We start from the raw sequence: 20,320 nt of genomic DNA, 5'->3' as shown, positions 1-20,320 counted from the left end.
GTGACCCACGGTCACAACGCCACCTGAAGCCCTCGCGCGTCGGGGTACCGCCGCTATCGAGTTCGGGGGCCGTATCTGCGGTGGAAGAGGTCCACCCTGCCGGCGGCGTCGAGGGTGCGCTGCGTCCCAGTCCAGAACGGGTGCGAATCCGCCGACACCTCGACGACGACCAGCGGGTACGTCTGCCGCCCCGCCGGGGTTTCCCACTCGATGGTGCGGGAGCTGTGCATGGTCGATCGGGTGAGGAACATCGTGCCGGTGTTGGCGTCCTGGAACACGACCGGGCGATAGTCGGGATGAATGCCGGGCTTCATCCGCGCTGACCATCGTTGCGGTGCGCCGTGAACTCGCCCGCCGCGTCCGGCGTCTCGTGGCACGGATCCTGATGCCAGTCGCCGAAGGGGTCTCGATACCCGGTCCAGGAATCCGGATCGGCCATCTCCAAGTCGGTGAGCAGCGCCGCGTTCAGGGCGTTCGTGATGTCGACCGGGTCGGCGCCGCAGACCAGCACGGTCATCGCGGTGTGCCGGTCGCCGTGGTGGAACTCCCACATCAGCTCGGCGAACAACCGGCGCTCGGGGTCGACATAGGCGACCTCCGAGGGGGACATGGCCGCCAGCCACTTCCCTGCCGAGGCGACCCGCAGGCCCCCGCCGGCCGATTCCAGCCACATCACCTGTTCGGGCCGGTTGGCCAGCCATAACCGCCCGCGGGTGCGGACCACTCCGTCCAGTAGCAGGTCCACGGCGTCGTGCAGGCGTTCGGGGTGAAACGGGCGGCGAGCGTTGAATTCGAGGATGACGACGCCGCGTTCGGCCTCCAGCGGGGGTAGGCCCGTCAGCAGCGGCGCGTGCGGGTGGTCGGTTCGGCCGCGCCGCGACCGCTCGTCGAGGTTCGCCAACGCCAGCTCGACGCGATCGCAGCCGACCGTGATCCGCGCCCGCGGCGCCAGGCGTCGCAGGACGGCCAGCGTCACCGGCTCCGGCTGGGTCAGCACCAGCAGGTCGCCGAATTCGGCTTGCCCGACGGCCGCCTGGGCCACCGTGCGCCCGTCGGGCAGCAGGTCCTCCCCGAGCGCCTGCGCCAGCCAATTGACGGAGTCCACGCAGGTCACCACGGCGGCTATCTGCACGTCGAGGGCGGCCGGTCCGTCCGGATAGCCGGGGCCGACCCGCACCCGGACGTGATTGACCGCCCAGCAGATCGGTTCGGGTTCCAGCCACGACGCCACATGCACGACGACGCGGGCCACATTGGAGCGTCGATGGAGCTTCCGCAGCAACACCAGCAGGTCGTTCCGGATCGTGCAGGAAAGGCAACCGTGCGCCAGCTCCAGCGCCTCCTCGGTCGTGCGCAACTCACCACGATCCAGGGTGATGACCGTGCGGCGGACCACGTGACCGTCGAACCGGTGCTCGACCACGGCAGTACCCGGCTGCCGCAGGAGCGTTCCCGTCACCTCGTCGGTGGCTCCCTGACCGACGACCAGCACTACCGGAGTTCGCATACCCGCTCCTTATTGAAAATCATTTTCATTAAGGCTACAGTCCAGTGCGTCGCTTGTCTAAAACACGAGGGGAGGCCGATATGTCAGCGCGATGCCAAGTCACCGGGCGCACAGTAGGTTTCGGCAATGCGGTGTCACACTCACACCGGCGCACCCGGTGCCGCTGGTCACCGAATTTGCAGCGCAAGACCTACTACCTGCCGTCCGAGGACCGCCGCATCACGTTGCGGGTCAGCACCAAGGGCATCAAGGTCATCGACCGCGACGGCATCGAGGCGGTCGTGGCCCGGTTGCGCCGCATGGGGGAGCATTTCTGATGGCGCGCAACGACATTCGCCCGATCGTCATGCTCCGCTCGACGGCCGGCACCGGTTACACCTACGTCACCCGCAAGAACCGGCGAAACGATCCCGACCGGATGACGCTGCGGAAGTACGACCCGGTGATCAGACGGCACGTGGACTTCCGGGAGGAACGCTGAATGGCCGCTGCCCGCTAATTGTTGATCCGGCGCGGGTCGACACCCACGCGCTGCCACGCGTCGGCCGCCCAGGAGGCGTAGACGAACCGTAGGGGCAACCGGTTGATCAACGGATTCAGCGCCCGCATGGTCGCGGCGAAGCGCTGAAATCGCTTCTCCTTCTTACTATCCCAGGCGAGATCGCATACCGCGCGCATCTGCGGCGGGCAGGTCCCCGCGATCACCAACCGGGCGTAGGCGTTCACGGGCGCGGACAGGATCCGCCAGATCGGGCGGGGAATTCGGCGCGGGCCCGGGAGCCCTTTGCGGATGTAACCCGTCCCGTACAGAACGGTCTTGTGTGGCACGAACCGGTCGAGCATGCCGTCCCAGTATTCGACGAACTCGTCGTAGGTCTGCGGCTGGCCCCGGTCGCTGACGCCGTACAGGGAATACCAGACCTTGCTCTCGGCGAAGATCTGCTCCTTCTCCGCGTGCGACAGGCGTCGGATGAACGTGTCGGCGTTGTAGAGAACCTGGTCGACGAACGTGGCGTGCGCCCAGTAGAACAACTCCGGATTCAGAGCGTGATAGCGCGACCCGTCGCTGACGGTCCCTTTGATCGGCTTGTGGAAGTCCCGCACGGTACGGCCCCACTTGTGCGGGTCTTCGGAATAGACGGTTTTCATCAGCGGCGGCGCTGTCCGCTTCGCCCGGCCCAGCGTGTCGCTGAACACCACCGAATGGTCGAGCACGCCCTGGGCAAGCTGTTCTATGCAGTTCTCGGTGCCGGCGACGCGCTGGAATCCGAACAACTGGGTCCGGTAATCGCCGTAGAACTTCCAGATCAACGAGCCCGGGCCCAGCACGGGCGCCGCGTCGTCGATCTCGTCGTGCACCACCGGCGTCGCTTCCCGGACACCGACGTCGAAACTCGTACTCATCACAACCCCCTCCGGCACCCCCCAGCGCCGTTGAAGCAGAGACACAAAACCGTACTTTTGTTTCACGATACCATTCGAATCGGGAAATCCCCGGCATCACTGCCGGGCGGGGAAAGTAGTTGAGCATGGCGACGAGGGCTACGGGTGCCAACATCGCGTCCGTCGAGGACACCATCCTGGACACCGCACGCTCGGTGTTTGAGACCTATGGCGTGCGGCGCGCGAACATCGAAGATGTCGCTGTCCGGGCCGGGGTGAGCCGCAGCACCATCTATCGGCGCTTCCCCACCAAAGACGAGCTGTTCGAAGCCGTAGTGCGGCGCGAGGCGGCGTTGTTCTTCACCACGCTGGACCAGGCCACCACTGGCTGCAGCCCGCAGGAAGCGGTCATCGAGGCGTTCACCCTCGGAGTCCGCCTGATCGAAGACTCACCGTTGTACTCGCGCATCGCCGAGAGTGAGCCCGAACTGTTCGGAATGTTCTCGCGTTCGGACGTCTTTCCGATCGGCCAGTTCGCCGACGGCATCGCCCACACCCTGCGGCGCTGTGGCGTCGGCATCCCCGACGCGGACCTCGCCAATGTCGCCGACATCCTGCTGCGGGTCGCCGTGGGCATCATCGTGTTTCCCACCGACCGTCTCGACACCTCCGATCAGGCGGCGGTCCGCGCCTACGCCGCGCGCTACCTGGTTCCGATCATCAGCGCGTAAGTCCGCGGCCGGAGTGGGTGGTACCCGAGCCGACGGATGACCTCGGGTGAAAGTGTCGGTCGCAATTACTAACCTGTATGTGTGGCGCAGGCTCCCCGGACTCGCTATGCGACCTGCGGCGAGGTGGACATCGCCTATCAGGTGTTCGGCGACGGCCCCCTCGACCTGCTGGTGCTGCCCGGCCCGTCCATCCCGATCGACACCGTCGACGCCGAGCCGTCGATGTACCGGTTCCACCGGCGCCTGGCGTCTTTCGCCCGGGTGATCCGCTATGACCAGCGCGGCATCGGGCTGTCGTCGCGGGTGTCGTCGCCGGACATGATCGGGCCGAAGCACTGGGCCAAGGACGCCATCGCGGTGATGAACGCCGTCGGCTGCGAGCGCGCGACGATCCTGGCTCCCGGCTTTACCACGATGACCGGCCTGGTCCTCGCGGCCGACTATCCCGAACGGGTCAGCAGCCTGGTCTGCATCAACGGCGCGGCCCGGACGCTGCGTGCGCCCGACTACCCGATAGGCCACGAAATCGATGCCACGGATCCCTTCACCACCGTCGCCATCGAACCCGACGCCGTGGAGCAGGGCTTCGACATTTTGAGCATCATCGCTCCATCGGTCGCCACCGACAACGCGTTCCGCTCGTGGTGGGACATGGCCGGCAACCGGGCCGCTTCACCGAGCATGGCCCGGGCGATCATCACCGCTGTCCGGCACTCCGACGTCCGCGACACCCTGCCCCGCGTCACCGCGCCGACGCTCGTGTTGCACCGCGACAACCGTGGCTTCAGCCCGATCGAGCATGGCCGGTACCTCGCCGATCAGATCGCCGGAGCGCGCCTGATCGAGCTGCCAGGCGAGGACACCCTGTACTGGGTGGGCGATGCCGCCGCCATGCTCGATGAGATCGAGGAATTCGTCACCGGCGTGCGCGGTGGCGGGGATGCCGAACGGGTGCTGACCACCATCGTGTTCACCGACATCGTCGGCTCGACACAGCGGGCCGCGGCGCTCGGCGACTACCGGTGGCGCGACCTGCTCGACAACCACGACACCATCGTCCGCCACGAGATCCAGCGGTTCGGCGGCCGGGAGGTCAACACCGCCGGCGATGGTTTCGTCGCCACGTTCACCAGCCCCAGTGCCGCCCTGGCCTGCGGCGACGCCGTGATCGAGGCGGTGCGCGTGCTGGGCATCGAGATTCGGGTGGGCATCCACGCCGGCGAGGTCGAAGTGCGCGGCGCTGACGTCGCCGGGATGGCCGTGCACATCGCCGCACGCGTCGGCGCCCTGGCCGGGCCCAGCGAGGTGCTGGTGTCCTCGACCGTGCGCGACATCGTCACCGGGTCGCGGCACCGGTTCGTCAGCCGCGGTGAGCGCGAGCTCAAGGGCGTGCCGGGGCAGTGGCAGGTGTGCGCGCTCATCCGCGAGCACGCGACTGTCAGCTCCTGATACCGCTTGTACGCTGGGCTTACCTGATTGCACTGAGCACCGAGGAGAACCGTGGCGACGCCGCTTGTGGAGAAACCCGAGCGGCAGCGTGTCCGGCTCGATGTTTCCGGGATGTCCTGCGCGGCGTGCGCGAGCCGGGTCGAGACGAAGCTGAACAAGGTCCCCGGGGTGCGCGCGTCGGTCAACTTCGCTACCCGGGTGGCGACCATCGACACCGTCGACGCCAACGTCGACGAACTGTGCGAGGTGGTCAACCAGGCCGGTTACCAGGCAGTTCCGCACACCGAGTCCTCCGCGCCGGCCGAAGGGGATGATCCCGACGCCCGGCATGCCCGCAGCCTGCTGCGCCGGCTGCTGATCGCCGCGGTGTTGTTCGTGCCGCTGGCCGACCTGTCGAGCATGCTGGCGATAGTGCCCAGCGCCCGGTTCCCCGGGTGGGGCTATGTGCTGGCCGCGTTGGCGGCCCCGATCGTGACCTGGGCGGCGTGGCCTTTTCACTCCGTCGCGCTGCGCAATGCGCGGCACCGGACGGCGTCGATGGAGACGCTGATCTCGGTGGGCATCGTGGCCGCCACCGTCTGGTCGCTGGCGACCGTCTTCGTCCCCAGGCAGCCTCGTGAGACGCACGGCGTCTGGCAGGCGATCCTGCAGAGTGACGCGATCTACCTCGAAGTCGCGGCCGGCGTCACCGTCTTCGTGCTGGCGGGTCGTTACTTCGAGGCGCGCGCCAAGTCGAAGGCCGGCGGCGCGCTGCGCGCCCTGGCCGCCCTCGGCGCCAGGAACGTCACCGTACTGCTCGACGACGGCTCGGAGTTGGTCATCCCGGCCGGCGAACTCAAGAAGCGTCAGCGTTTCGTGACGCGGCCGGGCGAGACCATCGCGGCGGACGGGGTTGTCCTGGACGGCTCCGCTGCGATCGACACCAGTGCCATGACCGGCGAGTCCCGACCGGTGCGGGTGTCACCGGACGCCGCGGTGGTGGGGGGCACCGTGGTGCTGGACGGCCGGCTCATCATCCAGGCCACCGCCGTCGGCGCCGACACCCAGTTCGCCGCCATGGTCCGCCTGGTCGAAGAGGCCCAGGCGCAGAAGGCACGCGCCCAGCGCCTCGCCGACCGCATCTCGGCGGTGTTCGTCCCGGCGGTCTTCGCCATCGCGCTGTTGGCCGGTTCGGCGTGGCTGATCAGCGGTGCGGGCGTCGAGCGCGCCTTCTCGGTGACGCTGGGCGTGCTGGTGATCGCCTGCCCGTGTGCGCTCGGGCTGGCGACGCCGACCGCCATGATGGTCGCCTCCGGCCGGGGTGCCCAGCTGGGAATCTTCATCAAGGGCTACCGCGCCCTGGAGACCGTGCACGGCATCGACACCGTCGTCTTCGACAAGACCGGCACGCTGACCGTCGGTCAACTGAGCGTGAGCACGGTGACGACCACCGGCGGGCACGACGACGAGCAGGTGTTGCGCCTCGCGTCGGCGGTGGAGGCGGCCTCCGAGCACGCGGTGGCCACGGCGATCGTGTCGTCATCACCAGATCCGTTGCCGGTCAAGGACTTTGTCGCGGTTGCCGGCTGCGGTGTCGCGGGAGTCGTCGACGGCCGGCGCGTCGAGGTCGGCAAGCCGTCCTGGATCACCCGGGAAGCGCCGGGCGACGAGGTTCTCGAATCGGCCCGGAAGGATGGCGAATCCCGGGGCGAGACCGTGGTTTTCATCGCGGTCGATGGACTGCCGTGCGCGGCGGTCGCGATCGCTGACACGGTGAAGGACTCGGCTTCGGACGCGGTCGCCGCGCTGCACCGGCGCGGCCTGCGGACGATCCTGCTCACCGGCGACAACAAAGCCGCCGCCGGCGCCGTCGCGAGCCGGGTCGGCATCGAGACGGTGATCGCCGAGGTCCTGCCGCAAGGCAAAGTGGAGACGATCGAGCGGTTGCGCGCCGAAGGCCGGACCGTGGCGATGGTCGGCGACGGTATCAACGACGGACCCGCACTCGCTTCTGCCGATCTGGGATTGGCGATCGGCCGGGGCACCGACGTCGCGATCGGGGCGGCCGACATCATCCTGGTGCGCGACGACCTGAACATCGTCCCGCAGTCGCTGGACCTGGCGCGCGCGACCATGCGGACGATCCGGATGAACATGGTGTGGGCCTTCGGCTACAACGTGGCTGCGATTCCGATCGCCGCTGCCGGCCTGCTCAATCCGCTGATCGCCGGCGCCGCGATGGCCTTCTCGTCATTCTTCGTGGTGTCAAACAGCCTGCGGCTACGCAACTTTGGCACCCAGACCTCGTCGCCGAGGGTGAATCACCCGACACGACACACAGATTGACCGTCGCCGAAATCACAGTCGGCCGGCCATGCGACCGCCGGTAGGATGGCCCGCATGGCCGAACAGACATTCTCCGTCACCGGGTTGCACTGCGAAGGGTGCGTGGCGACCATCACCACCGCGCTGACCGCACTGAAGCCGGTGACCGCGGTCAGTATCGACCTGAACACCGAAGGCACGTCCGCAGTGCGGGTTTCGGCCAACACCGAGCTGACCACGGAACAGGTTCAGGCCGCACTCAAGGGTGAGGGCAACTTCACCGTCGTCGGCTAGCGCCGCATCCGGGACAACTCCCGCAGCATCGCGTTGTATGCCTCCAGGTCGTCGTCGGCGTAGTCGCTGTCGGCGTGCCGATCGCCGCGGGACGCGTCCTTGCGGTCCTGCCGTGCCCACTGGGTGACCAACGCCACGATGACGATGATGACCGGCACTTCGGTCAGACTCCACGCGATTCCGCCGCCGAGATGCTGGTCGGCAATGATGCTGGGCAGCCACGGCAGGTTCACCGAACGGTAGAAGGTGTTCCCGACCGGCTCGGCCATCGTCATGAGCGCAACGCCGAAGAAGGCGTGAAACGGCATCACCGCGAACAGCAGACCGATACGGCCCGGGTAGGGCAGCCGGCGCGGGCCCGGGTCGATGCCGATGATCGCCCAGTAGAAGAGATACCCGACGAGCAGGAAGTGGACCGCCATGAACTCGTGGCCCCAGTGGTAGCGGACCAGCGTGTTGAACAGCGGCGTGAAGTAGACGACGTACGGCGAGCCGACGAACAGGACGAAGGCGACGATCGGGTTGGACAGGAAGGCAGTCACCCGGGAATGCAGGAGCCAGGTCAGCCATTCGCGCGGCCCGGGCGGCTGCCCCTTGCCGGCCGACGGCAGTACCCGCAGCGCCAGGGTTACCGGACCGCCCATCACCAACAGCACCGGGACGAACATGTTCAGAATCATGTGTTCGGTCATGTGCATGCTGAACACGGCTGATCCGTACGCACGCACACCCGAACTGGTGGTGAACACCAGCGACAGACATCCGGCCAGCCAGGCCACCAATCTGCCCACCGGCCAAGCGTTTCCGTTGCGCCGCAACCGGACGTAGCCCGCCACATAAGCGGCGGCCAGCACCAGCCCGGCCGTCCCCAGGAAGCTGTCGAAACGCCACAGGGTCAGCACGCTGGCAATGGTCGGCGGGTGCGGCAACTGGTAGCCGAGAAACACATCCCAACCGGTGAACTGGTGCGCAAGGAACCGCGGCGCGATCTGGGCGGCCATCGCCGAGATCGCTGCCAACGCGGCGGCCATGGCCAGCGCGCCGGCCGTGCCGGCGAACCGGGGCACCGCGCCACGCAACGCCCAGCAGTCGGATACCCACACCAGGGTCACCAGCGCACCCGCGAAAAGCCCCAGGCGCGCGAAATCGGACCCGAACGTCAAGGCCGGAATCAGCAGGTACAGCAGCACGGCGCCGTAGGTCACCGCCAGGGCGCCGAAGCCCACCTGCAGTACCTGTACGGCGCGGTTGGGGCTGGTCCCGGTCAGCGCGGCGACCACCTTGAGCCCGGTCAGCCCGGCCATGGCGACCGCGAAGACGATCGCAGCACTGGTCGCGTAATCGTGGTCGGGACCCTGACCCGCATTGCCGGTCACCGCGGTGGCCACGACGCCGATCACAGTGGGCACGAGCAGCACCGCGTGGCCGAGCCAGCGGGTGTTCAGCCGCAACGTCACCGCGACCGGAAGGGCGAAAACGGCCACCACGATCCAGGCCCGGGCCACCTCGGAGACGCCGATGGCGTCGAATATCGCGCCGTTGCTCACCAGCGCCCCCGGCCGCACACCCGTGTCATGCGACGCCTGGATCACCACCATCGCTGCGGCCGCCAGCACCCAGGCGAGCGACACACGCTCGGCCAACAGGTGAATCCGGAATGCCGCCGCATCGATCAGCCCGTCGGATTCCGGCTGCGCCGTCACTACGACCAGGAGCAATGCGCCCAGGCACAGTGCGCCCAGCAAAGACGCGACGAAGTACCCGACCGGTTCGGCGGCGCCGGCGAAGGCGCCCGGATAAGGGTTGCCGGCCTCGGCGTAGCGGCGCGGCCCGGAGACCAGGCCGTAGGCACCCAGCGCGACGGCCACCGCCACAAACCCGCCGACCAGTACCGCCGTCCTCGCCGAGGACGTGCGGGCAACGTCGCTATCCACCCTTGCAGCTTACGACCGTGCGTCGTAGCACCGGCCGCCCGCAGCGCATAAGGTTCGGTCACTGTGGGGCTTATCGCCGAGGAACACCGGGCATGATCGACGATCTGCCGCTGCGGTGGGTGGTCACGGGCCTGTTCCTGTTCAGCGCCGTGGGCTTCGCCCTCGTCACCGACCGGAAATCCTGGACCTCGGTGATCAGCCACGCACTGCACGTCACGATGGCGATCGCCATGGCGGCGATGGCCTGGCCGGAGGCACTCGGGCTGCCGCCGACGCCCGCGGAGGCGTTCTTTCTGGCCGCGGCGTTGTGGTTCCTGATCGTCGCCGTCCTCGCCGCCCGGATGATCGGCGCACGCCTGGCGCTCGGCTACCACGCGCTGAAGATGGTGGCGATGGCATGGATGTACGCCGCAATGGGTGGACATCTGACACCCGAACGCCCATCGATGCCGAGCATGCCCGCCATGCCGGAAATGCAGGCAACGTCGGCGGACACTTCGCACGGTTGGATCACCACGGTGAACTGGATCTGGGCCGCCGTGTTCGTGCTGGCCGCCTTCGTGTGGAGCTACCTCTTCATGACGCTGCGCCGCCGCCGCGAGGGCCCGGTGTGGCGTGCGAGACTGGGCGCCCTGGTTCAGGCGACCACGGCCGCAGGCATGGCAATCATGTTCTGCATCATGATTTTTCAGGCCTGAGCCGATCAGACACCCTGGAATTCTCGCGCCAGCAGGGTGTGGACCGACGGAGGTGGTGCGGCGAGTTCGGTGACGGATTCGAGGTCGAGGGCGATGGTCGGGTACTCCGCGAGGTACTCGGCGTACGACCGCGCCCCCAGGCGCATGCCCAGGCTCACCCACGCATCCACCACCGACCACCGGCGCGGGTTGGCCGTCGCCCACTCGCTGTCATCGAGCCGCTGCTTCCACTGGGCCACGTCGAGTTCGTCGAGCGCAAACCCGCCGAGCAAGTCTGCATAGTCCACGGCCTCGCCACGCGCCACGGTGATGCCCCGTCCCAGCTCCCGCACACCCGAAACCTCCGGTAGCAGGCTCAGGATCGCGGTCGCGGCAGCACGACCGGTGGTGACCTCCTCGACCAGCGTCAGGGCAGGGTGTGCACCCAGCGCGACGCAGGCATCCACGACCGATACCAGGATGTCCGCGGAGTCCCGCAGCTGACTGTCCTCGCCCAGTACCCGGGGCAACCGCACGATCGTGAAGTCGAGTCCATTTGGCGCGCCGGCCACCGCCAGTTCCGCGAGCGACTTGGACGCCGCGTAGGGGTAAGGCGCAGTCCGCGGATCGGTGACGCGGGCAGCGGTGACCTCGGCATCGACGACGAACGTCGACAAGTGCACCAACCTGACACCGCGGTCCGCGCACACGCCGACGATCGAGGAAACCAGATCCACATTCGCCGTCCGAAGTTCGCGGTAGGGAACGAGCACGTTGGTGTTGCCGATGCAGTTGATGACGGTTCCGGCGCCGGTGTCGCGGATCAGCGCGTCCAGTTCCGCCGGCCCGAAATCAGGCGAAAGCCGGGTGATCCGAACGCCTTCGACATCGTGAAGGTCGGGCCACGGGCCGTGCTCCGGTTGAGATCGGCTCGCCAGGACCACATCGGGGCACCGGACTCCGGACCGCTTGAGGTCGAGGATCGCACCGGCGAATCCGGTGCCCAGGATGCCTGACGCACCCAGCACCAGGATCGCGCCGCCGGCGTGGGGCGAGGTGCAACACCCGGCGCGGGGTGACCGCAGGTCCTCGACGTCGCGTTGTATCTCGATGGCGGTCGCCGGGTCCATCCACCCGGTCGTCGCGGCACCGGCCAGGTCGGTGACGAGGTTGGCGGCGGTGTCGGCACTGATCAGGTCCAGAATCGAAACCTGTTGCCGGAGTGCCCGTCTGGTGTCAGGAAGGATTCTGATGAGGTCCAGCGAACCGATGCCGGCGGCGAGCAGCGATGTGTCGGGCTCAATAACTGTCCCCAGGTGCCGGCTCCACAGCCGCGCCAGACCGACTGCGATCTCGGCGGATTCGGTGTCGTCGGGCACCGTATCCACGAACTCGGGCATTGTTCGCAGGTTGGCGCTGTCCACCTTCCCGCCCGGTTTGCGCGGGATTGTCGAGGCCGCGACCACGAAGAACGCGGATACCCCGTTGCTCACGAGTATGTTTCGGATCCGTCCGGCCGGGTCGCCGTCGGCTTCGCGGGTCTGCAGGGTTTGAAACCACACGCCGAGGCGGCCGTCGTGCAATTCGACCGCGACATCGGCTATCGCGGGGTCCGCGGAGATGCGCCTGGCGATGTCCGCGATGTCGACGCGCTTTCCGGCCACCTTGACGACATCGTCTTTGCGGCCGGCGAAGAGCGGGAATCCCTCGGCGTCCAGGATCATCCGGTCGGCGGTGGCGAATGCGGGCTGTTGCGTACCGTCAGCGGCGGTGACGGTACCGAAGCTGCGGTCGTCCGTCCCGAGGTATCCGGCGGAGACCAGGCCCCCGACGATCACAACCTCACCGAAGGCGATACACACCGTGCCCGGCACTATCGGTCGCCCCAGCCGTCGCCGTGCTTCGACCGCGCCGTCCGAAAGGATCGGCAAATAGGTTGCGACGACGGTGGTCTCGGTCGGTCCATAGCTCGACACCAGCTCAACTCGTTGTCCCGCAACCGAGCTCAGCCATCTGTCGACAGCGGCCGGGCGAAGCGCTTCGCCGCCGACCACGATCTGTCGAAGACGCGAACGGCGGATCGCGTCCACCGCCTCGGTATCTTCACACAGCAGATGCCACACGGCGGTGGGCAGGTCGACGAGCGTCGCGCCGCCGGCCACCAGATCCTCGACGAGTCCGTTGAGGTCGCCCGCTTTCATCGCCGTGGTTCGCACCAACTCCGCCCCGCTGACGGCGGCACCGAAGATCTCCTCGACGCTGATGTCAGATGTCAGCGGCGCGCACTGCAGCAAGGTGTCCTGCGGGCCCCAGCCGTAGGCGCTGACCGCGGCGGCACAGAACAGCGCCAGCGATTCATGGGTGACTCTGACCAGCTTGGGCTGGCCGGTGGAACCCGAGGTCGGCATGATGTAGGCCGTCCTGGTTCCGAGTGACATGTCCTGTGCCACTCGGGTAAGGCGTTCGGCGACGAGCGCGCCGGCGTCCTCATCCGATGCCACCGGCAGGTCCACGGCGCGCACGTCGAGCACCTGCGCCGTCGCGCCCTCCAGGTGCTCGGCGATGGCCTGTGCGCGCGCCGAAAGTTGTTCGGGCGCGTCGCAGATGCTGTATCCGCAGCCGGCCAGATGGGTCGCGATCAGGCAGTCAATGGTGTTGCCGGTGTCGTCGTCGGTGAGCACCACGACGTCACCGGGCGCGATGCCGCTGCGCACCAGATAGGCGATCCATTGGTGGACCGCGGGCCGGTCCGCGATAGCCGCGCGGACCGCTAAGGCCCCGTCCACGAACCAGGCACGCTGCCGGGGCGTTTCGATATCCGTGGCGTCTGAGCCGATGGACCCGTCCGGGCCGAGCTCGAACCATTCGTCAACGGCCTTCGCGATCGGTTGATCCCACAGGCTCACCATCGATCCGAGTGCCGCGGAGATCCGGTTGGCAACCGGGATCCGGGATTCCGGCTGGTCCGACCGGTCCCAGATGGCCACGTTGAGGACGCGCTGATCTTCGTCCAGCACGCTGGCTACGGTCCTGCCCTCGATCGGGCCGATATCCGTCGCGACCGGCGCCTGGATCAGGTACGGGCGAAGGCTAGGTGCGCATGTCTCGCGGATGAAGTTCAGTGTCAGCGCATCGACACGGGAGGTCCGGTTGGTCGCCAGATACATTCGCCGGTACTGCTCCTCACGCAGCCAGCGTCGTCGCACCGCCCTGACGTATCCCCGGTCGACCGCCCGCACGACGTCGCGGATCGACGCGAAGGGAGCGAACCTCACCGGGTGCGCTACCGAATTCACCAGGCACGTGGCGACATTGAGGTCCGGATCACCGAACCTGTTGTCGACGGCGTGGACGAGAAGGCCCCCGGTGTCGTGCCGCAGGCCTGCGTCCACCGCCAGCGCCGCCGCGGCCACCAGGACGTTGAGCGGGACCTGCTCGGTCTCCGAGAGCCGCAGGAGCGCGTCGAAGGCCTCCCCGGCTATCGTCACGGATTCCTGCAGGACCCCCTTGGCGGCGGACCCGGCGGCGTGCGGGCTCTGAGCGGGCCCGGCGAGGCGCGCATCCTCGGCTAGCTCGCGCTGCACGGCGGCGCCGACGCGGTGCAGCGTCTCATCGGTCTTCGCCAGTTCACGACGATGCGCCTGCTCCAGCTTCGTCAAACCGTTGGCCAGCGAGGGCAGTTCCGCGGCGCCGCCGGCCGCGAGGTGGCGGGCCAGGTCGGCTTCGATGATCGCGGTGGCGCCACCATCGACGACGATGTGGTGCGCATGCACGTCGAGGCCGGACACGTCGCCGGCCGGGTCGGTCCACACGGTGTACCGCACCAGTGCGGTATCGAGGATCCCGGAAGACCAGGTGCGCTGGAGTCCGAATTCATCACCAGCACTTTGCATTTCGCCCGACCGCACCCGCACGATGTCGCCGAACCGCAGCCGGGGCACCAGGCGGGGATAGTCGCTGTCCGACGCCGGTGTCTCCAAGACGCAGAGCTGAATCGGATTCTCGCAGACCATCGCCTCCAGGGCGGCCAGGAATCTCGGCAGCTGCAGCGGGTGGAATCGATACGTCTTGCCAATCAGGTACAGCGACGGATCGCCGTCCTGCAGCACTCCGTTGTAGAGGTTCTGTTGCGACCTGCTCAGCGTGAGGCCGTCCACCCAGACTTCAGGCGCGCTCACAGAGATTCTCCAGCTCCCGAACCCATCCGGCAATCGAGAGATCCTCGGCCAGGCGGGCCGGCACGTCGGATTCCCGGTCCACGTCAAGCCTTTTCATCAGCAGGACGAAGCGAACGGAATCCAGTCCGAGGTCTCGAAGGTCAGTGCCGTCGCCATCGTGCAGATCCTGTTCGTCGATGTACAACACATCGCAGACTGCGGCGAGCACCTTGTCCCGGATCGTCTCAGCCACGACCGGCCACCCCGGCTTTGCCGAGCGACGCGGCCAGCGATGCCCGCATGACCTTGCCGGACTGTGTGCGTGGGATCTCGGCGACGATCTCGATCGTCGAGGGCCGTGCCATCGATTCCGACTGCTCCCGGAAGCGGGCAGCGATCACCTGCTTGAGCTTGCGGGCCGCCGACTCGTCCAGCTCCGCCGAAGGAATCACGGCCAGGCCTACCAGGGCCCCGAACTCCGGGTCCGGGATCTCGTAGCACGCGGCTTCGCGGACGCCGTCTGCGCCTTCAGCGATGCGGTCGACCTCGTCGGGCGCGATATTCACACCACCGGAGATGAACATCTCCGACGATCTTCCCTTGATGTAGAAGAAACCATCCTCGTGGCGCTCGAGCAGATCTCCGGTGTTGACCCATCCGTCCACCAGCACCTCTTGCGTTCGCGCGGCATTGTTCCAGTACCCCAGCATGTTTGCCGGAGACTTGATCCAGAGCGTGCCGAAGGAGGCGGAGGGCCCAGCATCCGGCGCCGCGGGCCCGGCGCCGTCAGGACCGGCCAGGTACACCTGGACTCCGGGATAGGGCCGCCCCACCGCACCGGCCTCGATCTTGGCAATCGAGTCTTCGTCGGTCGGCAGACATAAAGCGGTGCAACCCGTTTCGCTCAATCCGTAGACCTGTGCGGTGCGCACGCCCAGCGCCTCGATGAACCGGACGTCGGCCGCGATCGCCCGCGACCCGCCGTAACCGAGCAGTCGTAGCGACGGGATCTTTTCGTCGGTCGCCTTCAATTCGGCGATCAGTTTCGAAAGCAGGGTCGGGACGACGCATGTCGTCGCGACCTCGTTCTTGCTGAGAATCTCCAGCAGGGACGTGGTGTTCTCACCACCGGTGATGCACAGTCCGCCGCGCATCAAACAGGTTAGTATCCACCATAATCCGCCGATATGCGTCGCCGGCAGCGGCGAGTAGGTGGTTTCGCCGTCCACCCAGCTGACCCAGTTCAGCCCGGTTTCGCGCAGGATGTCCTGGACGGCGTAGAAGGTGCGGTTGGCCAGCAGTACGGCCTTCGGCTCGCCGGTCGTCCCGCTGGTGAAGATCATGGCCAGCGGATCGTCGGCACCGCGATCCGGGCAGCGGTAATCGTCATCTGTGACAACGGAATTCCCGGCGTGACCGTCGAGCTGGACCTTCACCACCGGTATGGAGTGCAGGCTCTGGGACAGGGTGGACAGGTCGGTTCTGCTGCCGGGCGCGATGAGAATTCCGCTCGGAGCGGTGATTTCGGCGAAACGATCGATGGTGGCCGGCGGAAGGTTTCCGTCGGCCAGCACCGCGATCGCCCCGAGTTTCGCGCAGGCCAGCACCGAGAGGTATGTCTCGGGCCCGTTGTCCGACAGGACGAGTATCCGGGAGCCCGGGGATACCGACCGCGTCCGAAGCGTCGCGGCGAGCGCGCTCACTTCGGCCACCAGTTCGGAGTACCGCAGCGAGCTCTTGCCGTCGCACCGGCGCAGGGCGGTCGCCTGGGGCCGCAGCCGCGCCTGTTCGAAGACCCGTTCCAAGACAGTTGATGCTGAGTGAGACATGACGTTCAGCTGCTTTCTGTGGTGCTCTACGGGATGGTGCTCTACGGGATGTTGAGGGCCGCCAGCTCGACCTCGCCGGACGCGGCCCCGCCGTACTCGTCCCAGAACTCGATGGCGCACTTGATCGACAGGTAACGCAGATTGCGATCGATCACCTCGAAGTCCTGGCAGAGCAGCCGTGCGGAGAACTTCTGCGCGTGAATCATCCTCTTGAAGCGGGAGGCAGTGTTCTTGATCAACATGCTGGGCAGTTGGAGGTCGAAGTAGTCCGAGATCGACCAACCCCGAAGCACCGGAATCTCCTCGTTGAGGATCGCCGGCGCGAACGCGCTGTAGGCGAGCTGGTTGAAGCACAGAATCAATTCCGCCGCATTGAAATGCCCGGTGCTGCGGATGTAGGCCGGTTCGCTGATACTGAAATTCCCGTAGGCGAGTACCGAATCCGCCGTGGCCTTATAGCTCGCGTCGATGAGGTAGCGGCAACCTTTGTACTCGTACGGGTCGAGCACCTTGACCAGCAAATGCTCTTCGATCGAAACGGTGTCGCTGATGTCCGCGAATTCGGTCCGCGTTCGCGTGGAAGGGGACACAGTGATGGTACTCATACTGCATATCCTGGTGTTTTGAGTCCGTCCAACATCGTCAGCCGGTGGGTGGTTAAATGACCTGCGGCGGTGCCGTGTTTCGCGCGGTGCATGAGAGCCCGGTTGTCCCACAGAATGATGTCGCCGACTTCATAGTGCTGGGTGTGGATGAATGGCGATTTGTACTCGGTGTCGAGTTGGCCCGTCGCCTCCATCAGTTCTTGCAGAATGGCCGGGTCGAGCAGGTTCCCGTCCTTGTCTTCGATCTTCGTGGTGCCGGTCGCGCAGATGTAGAGGATCTCCTGACCGGTGTGCGGGTGGCGGATCACCGTCGGCCACTTGATCGGGGGCGTCGTTCGGTTGATCTCGTCCCAGACTTCGCCGATCGGCCGGTACACGTCGCGCGGGCGAATCTTGATGTGACGCCGCGGATCGTGGGTGCTGAAGGTGCCCCGGACCGGGTCCTGCGCGGCGGCCGGCAGCGACTCCCAGACCCTGGCGAGGTCGATGAAGTAGGTGCCGCGGTCGGCTCCCGGCACGGTCAGCGGCAGCACCATGGAGAACGCGAACGGCTCCGGCATGAACATGTAGTCGATGTGCCAGAACGCGCCGGTCTTCGGAACGCCCTGCCCTTCCTCGGTGGAGGAGACGAAGATTTCCGGATGCTCGTGGTGATGGTAGACCGGCTCGTAATAGGGAACGATCTGACCGATTATCCGGCCGAGTTTGATGAATTGTTCCGGAGTCGGATGGACGTCTTTGAGGACGACGAGTTTGTTGCTGTACACGATCTCGCGGATTTCTTCGGTAGCGAGATCGTCCAGGTTTGCGGGGTCCAGCCCGGTGACCTGAGCACCGAGGCCCTCGCCTTTCACATTAAGTGTCATTGAGTGTCTTTCCTGTCTGATAGAACAATGAGTCAGGGCTGCGCGTGCAGGTAAGGCGCCGTGATGGTCCAACCCCCTTAAGTGAATTCTTCCGATGATGTCGCCGTATCGCACTGGCGGCGCGGCTTGAGATGAACCGAGGGTGTCAGCAGCCGCTTGCCCGTTTCTTGCGTAATCCTTGAAGACGTCTGGATAAGAGTTCGCATCATCGGCGTCCCGAGGTCGCGTCGGTCGGCCACGTGGCAGGCAGCATCGGGACGGTGCCACCGGAGCCGTCGTCCGTCAATCGGGCGATTCCGGCCGGCGCTTCGGTGCGGGCTGCAGTGGTGCCGGCGAAACCGAGTCCTCCGGCTCCCCGGGTGCCGGCGGTGGCGGGTTCGGGCTCGGTGCGTGCCCCGGGCGCGTCGTCCATTTCAGCTGTGGCGTCAAGGAATTCGTCACGGTGACCGCGTATCCCGGCGGTGGCCCGGCGCCGGCGCCGGCTCTGGGCTCTCGCGGCGGCGACCTGAGCCGGGGCCGCGGCGTCGACGTTGTCGGCCACGCTGTCCGGCGCCTTCGCACCCACTCTGGGGCCGGCGCCGACTCCGGGCGGCGCCAGGCCGGGCACTGCGTAGCTGATGGTGGAGGCCGGCGCCGGGCTGGGCGCCGGCGCCGGCGCGGTCGCGCTGGGCGCCGGGTTGCCCACCGGCGAGCTTGGCGCGGGTGCAACCGATACTGGCGGCGCGACAACGATATTCGTGAGCGCGTCCGCACGGGTAGCAGGACCCGGTTCGGCGGCCACCGGCAGCGGCCCGGCCGGCAGCTCGCCGAACAGGAACGGAAGCAGCAGCCTCAGCGCGCTCAGCGCGCTCAGGGCAGGGGTGAAGAACGGCAGCAGCAGCAGGGAATACGAGGCGTAGTACGGGTACCAGAGCAGGTCGTACAGGAACAGCGCGATAACCGCCAGGACAACGGTGGTGGCGGGACTGAACCCGAGTTGCTGGAAGAAGTTCAGAAAATACTGGTACGGGTTGGCGATGAGGTTTTCCAGATCCGCGATGAGTTGGGCGATCGAATCCGCCGGGGCGGCCGGGGCAGCTTGAGCTTCCGCACTGGCCGCCCTGATGGGGGGTGCCGGCGGAGTCGTCGGCGTTGTCGCCAGTGCCTCCGTGGCGGTGGCCTGATAGACGGTCATGGTCTCGGCGGCCTGAATCCACATCCGGACGTAGTCGGCCTCATTGAGGGCGATGGGGATGGTGTTCACGCCGAAGAAGTTGGTGGCGACCAGTACGCCGTGCAGCGCGTGGTTAGCGGCAAGTTCCGCCAGGGTGGGCATGGCCGCAACGGCGGCGCTGTATGCGATGGCGGCCGTTTCGTGCTGCGCGGCCGTATTGGCGCTGTCGGCGGCGGCCTGTTCAAGCCACGCCAGGTAGGGGCCGTGGGCAGCGACATACTTGCTCGCGCTGTCGCCCTGCCAGCTACCGGCCTGCACGCCGGCGAGCACCCGGCTCAGCTCGGCGGCCGCTTCACTGTAATGATTGCTGAGTCCTTGCCACTCCTGCGCGGCAGCCAGCAATGATCCTGGACCCAGCCCGGCATTCAGCAGAGCTGAATGCTCCTCCGGAGGCAGGGCCATCCATATCGGGCCGGTCAGGCTGCCACCTCCTCGCTAGATCGATTGCGCGAGGCGGAAACCGATCTTGCGTTGCCCCGTGGTGTGTTAGTCGGCGCCGGTACTTCAGAAGTTCCCGCAACTTCCGGGGGTCAGTACTGTCTGACCCATGCCAGCGTTCGACGCCCGTCACCTCGACGGGGTATCCGAGACCGCACTGCTGACGCTGCATCAGCGAGCCACCGAGGCCGCCCGGCCGGACGGCATCATCGACGATCCGATGGCCATCGCGTTGCGCGACCGCATCGACTACGACTACCAGCATTTCGGCCGGACCCACCAAGCGACGGCGCTGCGGGCACTGGCTTTCGACAATGCCGCACGCGAATTCCTGACCACCCACCCGCGGGCGACGGTGGTCGCGCTCGCCGAAGGGCTGCAAACCAGCTTCTGGCGCCTCGACAACGGCGAACTGAACTGGCTGTCGGTCGATCTGGAGCCGATCGTGCACATACGCCGGCAACTGCTGCCGGCCTCCGACCGGTTGCGGTACTGCGCCCAGTCCGCACTCGATTACTCGTGGATGGATCGGGTGGACGCCGGCGACGGCGTGCTGATCACCGCGGAGGGCCTGTTCCAATACTTTGAGCGGGCAACCGTATTCGACCTGATCGGGGCCTGCGCCAGGCGCTTTCCCGGCGGTCAGTTGGTCTTTGACAGCATTCCGTGGCTGCTGAGCGTGTATTCGCGGCGGCGCGGCTTCAAACTCAGCGAGTTCTACACGGCGCCGCCGATGCCGTTCTGGTTCACCGCGAACCAGTACGCCGAATTGTGTGCCGTCCCCGGCGTCCGCGCCGTTCGCGAGCTGCCGGCACCACCGGCGCGCGGCCGGTTCCTCCCCAAGGTGGTCGCGCTGACCTACCGGCTTTCGGCCCTCGACCGGTTACGTGCGCCCAACACCCTCGTCGAATTCGGATAGCCGAGTCGGTAACG

The 20,320-nt window shown here is 66.9% G+C and carries 18 protein-coding genes; 8 read left to right on the top strand and 10 right to left on the bottom strand.

Translation table 11 applies throughout. From position 1 onward, the window contains the following. Window positions 1–53 precede the first annotated feature (53 nt). Both AO501_RS01635 and mrf read right to left on the bottom strand, forming a co-directional pair. Window positions 54–314 (bottom strand): type B 50S ribosomal protein L31, encoded by a 261-nt coding sequence (locus AO501_RS01635; protein ID WP_055576013.1) that lies wholly within the window; start codon window positions 312–314, stop codon window positions 54–56. Then, on the bottom strand, window positions 311–1,507 hold the full coding sequence (gene mrf / locus AO501_RS01630; protein WP_055576012.1) for a ribosome hibernation factor-recruiting GTPase MRF: 1,197 nt from the start codon (window positions 1,505–1,507) through the stop codon (window positions 311–313). The genes AO501_RS01635 and mrf overlap by 4 nt, the downstream gene beginning before the upstream one ends. A gap of 80 nt (window positions 1,508–1,587) precedes the next feature. On the opposite strand from mrf, the gene rpmB reads away from it, so the two are divergent. Together rpmB and rpmG are read left to right on the top strand one after the other, a co-directional pair. Further along, window positions 1,588–1,824 carry a 50S ribosomal protein L28 gene (gene rpmB, locus AO501_RS01625; protein ID WP_055576011.1) on the top strand — a complete coding sequence of 79 codons (237 nt, stop codon included), beginning with the start codon at window positions 1,588–1,590 and terminating at the stop codon, window positions 1,822–1,824. Continuing rightward, on the top strand, window positions 1,824–1,988 hold the full coding sequence (gene rpmG, locus AO501_RS01620; protein ID WP_055576010.1) for a 50S ribosomal protein L33: 165 nt from the start codon (window positions 1,824–1,826) through the stop codon (window positions 1,986–1,988). The genes rpmB and rpmG overlap by 1 nt, the downstream gene beginning before the upstream one ends. 14 nt (window positions 1,989–2,002) lie before the next feature. Here rpmG and AO501_RS01615 read toward each other — a convergent pair whose 3' ends face one another. After that, window positions 2,003–2,911 carry an oxygenase MpaB family protein gene (locus AO501_RS01615; protein WP_055576009.1) on the bottom strand — a complete coding sequence of 303 codons (909 nt, stop codon included), beginning with the start codon at window positions 2,909–2,911 and terminating at the stop codon, window positions 2,003–2,005. A 125-nt stretch (window positions 2,912–3,036) separates the two neighbouring features. Here AO501_RS01615 and AO501_RS01610 point away from each other — a divergent pair, with 125 nt between their 5' ends. From AO501_RS01610 to AO501_RS01595, 4 genes are all read left to right on the top strand, one after another. Further along, on the top strand, window positions 3,037–3,621 hold the full coding sequence (locus AO501_RS01610) for a TetR/AcrR family transcriptional regulator (protein ID WP_055576008.1): 585 nt from the start codon (window positions 3,037–3,039) through the stop codon (window positions 3,619–3,621). An 81-nt stretch (window positions 3,622–3,702) separates the two neighbouring features. Further along, a complete protein-coding gene (locus AO501_RS01605) occupies window positions 3,703–5,070 on the top strand; it encodes an adenylate/guanylate cyclase domain-containing protein (protein WP_055576007.1) in 1,368 nt (455 codons plus the stop codon). A gap of 51 nt (window positions 5,071–5,121) precedes the next feature. Further along, a complete protein-coding gene (locus AO501_RS01600; RefSeq protein ID WP_055576006.1) occupies window positions 5,122–7,395 on the top strand; it encodes a heavy metal translocating P-type ATPase in 2,274 nt (757 codons plus the stop codon). A gap of 54 nt (window positions 7,396–7,449) precedes the next feature. Beyond that, window positions 7,450–7,668, top strand: a complete 219-nt coding sequence (locus tag AO501_RS01595; protein WP_055576160.1) for a heavy-metal-associated domain-containing protein — start codon at window positions 7,450–7,452, stop codon at window positions 7,666–7,668. Here the strand turns inward: AO501_RS01595 and AO501_RS01590 are convergent. After that, window positions 7,665–9,557 carry a cytochrome c oxidase assembly protein gene (locus AO501_RS01590; RefSeq protein WP_231752303.1) on the bottom strand — a complete coding sequence of 631 codons (1,893 nt, stop codon included), beginning with the start codon at window positions 9,555–9,557 and terminating at the stop codon, window positions 7,665–7,667. The genes AO501_RS01595 and AO501_RS01590 overlap by 4 nt on opposite strands. A 137-nt stretch (window positions 9,558–9,694) precedes the next feature. Here AO501_RS01590 and AO501_RS01585 point away from each other — a divergent pair, with 137 nt between their 5' ends. Further along, a complete protein-coding gene (locus tag AO501_RS01585; RefSeq protein ID WP_055576004.1) occupies window positions 9,695–10,300 on the top strand; it encodes a DUF5134 domain-containing protein in 606 nt (201 codons plus the stop codon). 5 nt (window positions 10,301–10,305) lie between these two features. Here AO501_RS01585 and AO501_RS01580 read toward each other — a convergent pair whose 3' ends face one another. The 6 genes from AO501_RS01580 to AO501_RS01555 form a co-directional block, all read right to left on the bottom strand. Next, complete coding sequence (locus AO501_RS01580; RefSeq protein WP_055576003.1) at window positions 10,306–14,457, bottom strand: AMP-binding protein; 4,152 nt, start codon at window positions 14,455–14,457, stop codon at window positions 10,306–10,308. Next, window positions 14,444–14,677 (bottom strand): acyl carrier protein, encoded by a 234-nt coding sequence (locus AO501_RS01575; RefSeq protein ID WP_055576159.1) that lies wholly within the window; start codon window positions 14,675–14,677, stop codon window positions 14,444–14,446. The genes AO501_RS01580 and AO501_RS01575 overlap by 14 nt, the downstream gene beginning before the upstream one ends. Before the next feature lie 4 nt (window positions 14,678–14,681). Next, the gene (gene fadD10, locus AO501_RS01570) at window positions 14,682–16,265 is read right to left on the bottom strand and encodes a fatty acid--CoA ligase FadD10 (protein WP_055576002.1); all 1,584 of its coding nucleotides are present in this window, start codon (window positions 16,263–16,265) and stop codon (window positions 14,682–14,684) included. A 41-nt stretch (window positions 16,266–16,306) separates the two neighbouring features. Next, the gene (locus tag AO501_RS01565) at window positions 16,307–16,870 is read right to left on the bottom strand and encodes an FcoT family thioesterase (protein WP_055576001.1); all 564 of its coding nucleotides are present in this window, start codon (window positions 16,868–16,870) and stop codon (window positions 16,307–16,309) included. Then, on the bottom strand, window positions 16,867–17,736 hold the full coding sequence (locus AO501_RS01560) for a TauD/TfdA dioxygenase family protein (RefSeq protein WP_055576000.1): 870 nt from the start codon (window positions 17,734–17,736) through the stop codon (window positions 16,867–16,869). Before AO501_RS01560 ends, AO501_RS01565 begins: the two co-directional genes overlap by 4 nt. 205 nt (window positions 17,737–17,941) lie before the next feature. After that, complete coding sequence (locus AO501_RS01555) at window positions 17,942–19,351, bottom strand: PPE family protein (RefSeq protein ID WP_055575999.1); 1,410 nt, start codon at window positions 19,349–19,351, stop codon at window positions 17,942–17,944. 145 nt (window positions 19,352–19,496) lie between these two features. Between AO501_RS01555 and AO501_RS01550 the strand changes: the two genes are divergently transcribed. Next, window positions 19,497–20,306: a class I SAM-dependent methyltransferase gene (locus tag AO501_RS01550; RefSeq protein ID WP_055575998.1), complete on the top strand. Its 810-nt coding sequence runs from the start codon at window positions 19,497–19,499 to the stop codon at window positions 20,304–20,306. Window positions 20,307–20,320 lie beyond the last annotated feature (14 nt).

Origin of the sequence: Mycobacterium gordonae, from assembly GCF_001417955.2 — a bacterium.
Lineage (GTDB): Bacteria > Actinomycetota > Actinomycetes > Mycobacteriales > Mycobacteriaceae > Mycobacterium > Mycobacterium gordonae_B.
This window is presented reverse-complemented; position numbering and strand designations above follow the sequence as displayed.

What these genes read in the sequence shown, in the direction of transcription:
- AO501_RS01635 (WP_055576013.1), bottom strand. Translation starts at nt 314, where the DNA reads ATGAAGCCCGGCATTCATCCCGACTATCGCCCGGTCGTGTTCCAGGAC.
- mrf (WP_055576012.1), bottom strand. Translation starts at nt 1,507, where the DNA reads ATGCGAACTCCGGTAGTGCTGGTCGTCGGTCAGGGAGCCACCGACGAG.
- rpmB (WP_055576011.1), top strand. Translation starts at nt 1,588, where the DNA reads ATGTCAGCGCGATGCCAAGTCACCGGGCGCACAGTAGGTTTCGGCAAT.
- rpmG (WP_055576010.1), top strand. Translation starts at nt 1,824, where the DNA reads ATGGCGCGCAACGACATTCGCCCGATCGTCATGCTCCGCTCGACGGCC.
- AO501_RS01615 (WP_055576009.1), bottom strand. Translation starts at nt 2,911, where the DNA reads ATGAGTACGAGTTTCGACGTCGGTGTCCGGGAAGCGACGCCGGTGGTG.
- AO501_RS01610 (WP_055576008.1), top strand. Translation starts at nt 3,037, where the DNA reads ATGGCGACGAGGGCTACGGGTGCCAACATCGCGTCCGTCGAGGACACC.
- AO501_RS01595 (WP_055576160.1), top strand. Translation starts at nt 7,450, where the DNA reads ATGGCCGAACAGACATTCTCCGTCACCGGGTTGCACTGCGAAGGGTGC.
- AO501_RS01585 (WP_055576004.1), top strand. Translation starts at nt 9,695, where the DNA reads ATGATCGACGATCTGCCGCTGCGGTGGGTGGTCACGGGCCTGTTCCTG.
- fadD10 (WP_055576002.1), bottom strand. Translation starts at nt 16,265, where the DNA reads ATGTCTCACTCAGCATCAACTGTCTTGGAACGGGTCTTCGAACAGGCG.
- AO501_RS01565 (WP_055576001.1), bottom strand. Translation starts at nt 16,870, where the DNA reads ATGAGTACCATCACTGTGTCCCCTTCCACGCGAACGCGGACCGAATTC.
- AO501_RS01560 (WP_055576000.1), bottom strand. Translation starts at nt 17,736, where the DNA reads ATGACACTTAATGTGAAAGGCGAGGGCCTCGGTGCTCAGGTCACCGGG.
- AO501_RS01555 (WP_055575999.1), bottom strand. Translation starts at nt 19,351, where the DNA reads ATGGCCCTGCCTCCGGAGGAGCATTCAGCTCTGCTGAATGCCGGGCTG.
- AO501_RS01550 (WP_055575998.1), top strand. Translation starts at nt 19,497, where the DNA reads ATGCCAGCGTTCGACGCCCGTCACCTCGACGGGGTATCCGAGACCGCA.